At 55.6% G+C, this 2,429-nt stretch carries 2 protein-coding genes; both read left to right on the top strand.

Annotated elements, in window-relative coordinates; translation table 11 throughout:
- Positions 1 to 83 precede the first annotated feature (83 nt).
- A complete protein-coding gene (locus tag B3520_RS12365) occupies positions 84 to 1,448 on the top strand; it encodes an alkaline phosphatase family protein (protein WP_286804401.1) in 1,365 nt (454 codons plus the stop codon).
- 196 nt (positions 1,449 to 1,644) lie between these two features.
- The gene (locus tag B3520_RS12370; protein WP_286804402.1) at positions 1,645 to 2,355 is read left to right on the top strand and encodes a UbiA family prenyltransferase; all 711 of its coding nucleotides are present in this window, start codon (positions 1,645 to 1,647) and stop codon (positions 2,353 to 2,355) included.
- Positions 2,356 to 2,429 lie beyond the last annotated feature (74 nt).

A 2,429-nucleotide genomic window follows, 5' to 3' on the forward strand; every position in this document is an offset into this window, starting at 1 on the left:
CCCCCAGGGATGGGTTTACGGCGGGTCTTGAACCGCCCTACGGATGGCTCGCTCCTCACCAAGCCGAAAATACGAGTATAGAAATGCACAGAACCGTTGTCCTTAACGTCGTAGGTCTCACGAGAAAATTATTGGGCGAACATACCCCGAACCTGAATAGACTTCGGGATCAGGCTACCGATATCGAACCGGTAATTCCCGCCGTTACCTGTACTGCCCAAGCCACTTACACCACTGGTAAGTCACCGAAAGATCATGGCATTGTGGCTAATGGTTGGTATTTTCGGGACATGAACGAAGTCTGGCTCTGGCGGCAAAGTAATAAGCTGGTACAGAGTCCCAAAGTGTGGCACCTGGCGAAAGAACGCGACCCGAGCTTTACCTGCAGCAACACCTTCTGGTGGTACGCCATGGCCACCGATGCCGACTGGACCCTCACGCCGCGCCCGCTCTACCTCGCCGATGGCCGCAAAGAGCCGGACTGCTATACCTGCCCGCTGGAGCTGCGCCACACCCTGAGTGAAAAATTCGGTAACTTCCCGTTGTTCAACTTCTGGGGCCCGATGACCAGCATCAAATCCAGCCAGTGGATTGCGGACGCGGCGAAGTATATTGAAGAAGAGAAGCAACCCAGCCTGCAGCTCGTTTATCTGCCCCATCTGGATTATGTGTTGCAGAAAGAGGGGCCCGACGGCGATATTGCACAGGACCTGAAGGAAATCGATACCCTGGTGGGGGATCTGCTCGACTTCTTCGAACAGCGCGGTTGTCGCGTGATGGTGTTGTCCGAGTACGGTATTCAGAACGTCAACCGCGCTGTGCACCCGAATCGACTACTCCATGAGGCGGGCATGGTGTCGGTGAAGGTGGATTTGGGTAAAGAGTATCTGGATTACTTCAGCAGCCGCGCCTTCGCGGTTGCGGACCACCAGATTGCCCATGTCTATGTGCACAACCCCGATGATATTCCGGCGGTTCGTCGGGTCTTTGAAGGGGTGGAAGGCATTGATCGGGTTCTGGATAAAACCGAACAGGCCGAACTGGGGCTGGATCATGAGCGCAGCGGTGAGCTGGTGCTGCTGGCCAATGCCGATAGCTGGTTTACTTATTATTTCTGGTTGGACGATGAGCGCCAGCCGGATTACGCCCATCAGGTGGAAATTCACCGCAAGCCGGGGTTTGATCCCTGCGAGTTGTTTTTTGACCCGAAGCTTCGGTTTCCGAAATTGAAGGCGGCGCGTCGGGTGGCTCAGAAGAAACTGGGCTTTCGTTATGTGATGGATGTGATTGCCGTTGCGCCGGAGTTGGTGAAAGGTTCCCATGGGGTGAGTGATGGTTCGCCGGAGTCGCTGCCTTTGTTGATGAGTACGGAGCCGCAATTGATTCCCGACGGACGCGTGCCGGCGACGGATGTCTGTGATCTTATGTTGAAACATCTGTTTGATTAGTCAGCTAATTACCTTTAAAGGTGATCTTGGCGAAGTGACTGGCCGGCCGTGCGTGGGGGATACCGTTTGTAGACTCTCGGAGACATGGATGTCGACGAGAAGCCCCCATGGATGGGTTCACGGCGGGTCTACAAACGGTATCCCCCACGCACGGCCTCGCTGCCAACGTTAATCTATCTACCGATTTGAGAATGTTATGCCTTCTGTAAAAACCCTGTTAGCCCTGGGGCGGGTCAGTAACCTGCCGACGGTGTGGATGAACATCCTGACGACTGCCGTGTTGGTCAGTGCTACCGTTGGTGGTAGTTACACCATCGGTTTGTTGATCTTTGCCGTTTCCTGTTTTTATGCCGGTGGTATGACGCTGAACGATTATTGTGATCGGGATTGGGATACCCAGCATCAGCCCTATCGTCCCATTCCTTCGGGGCGGGTTCGACCGCGGCAGGTGTTGAGTATCGCGTTGGGGCTGTTTGCCACGGGGTTTGTGTTTCTGTTTTTTGCGCCGGACGATCGGGCGCCCTTGGCGGGGTTGGCTCTATTGTCGGTGATTGTTCTGTACGATGCGTTGCATAAGAAGCATTGGAGTACGGTGTTTCTGATGGCGTTGACCCGGCTTGGGGTTTACGCGGTGACCGCGATGGCCCTGGTGGGGGAGGTGCCCGCGCTGGTGTGGTTGGCGGGCGGTATTCAGACGGTTTATACCCTGGCGGTGACTGTGGTGGCTCGCTGGGAGAACAGTCGTCGAAACGGGTTTGGTTTTCCGGTGATTCCCTGGATGATTGCGAGCATGGGGATTATTGACGGGGTGTTTCTCGCGATTGTGGTGGGCCCCGTGTGGTTGGCGATTGGTGTGGCAGCCACGTTGTTGACCCGGTTGAGTCAACGGTATGTTCGAGGGGATTAGGGCGAGTTATTGGTGAGTTTGGGATTGGGGTGACGGCGGATGCGCCTTCGGCTTATCCGCCCTACGCAAACTGC

The sequence above is a fragment of the Marinimicrobium sp. UBA4509 genome, assembly GCF_002388575.1.
Taxonomy (GTDB): Bacteria; Pseudomonadota; Gammaproteobacteria; order Pseudomonadales; family Cellvibrionaceae; genus Marinimicrobium; species Marinimicrobium koreense.

Coding starts and splice junctions, on each gene's coding strand:
- B3520_RS12370 (WP_286804402.1), top strand. CDS start 1,645: ATGCCTTCTGTAAAAACCCTGTTAGCCCTGGGGCGGGTCAGTAACCTG.
- B3520_RS12365 (WP_286804401.1), top strand. CDS start 84: ATGCACAGAACCGTTGTCCTTAACGTCGTAGGTCTCACGAGAAAATTA.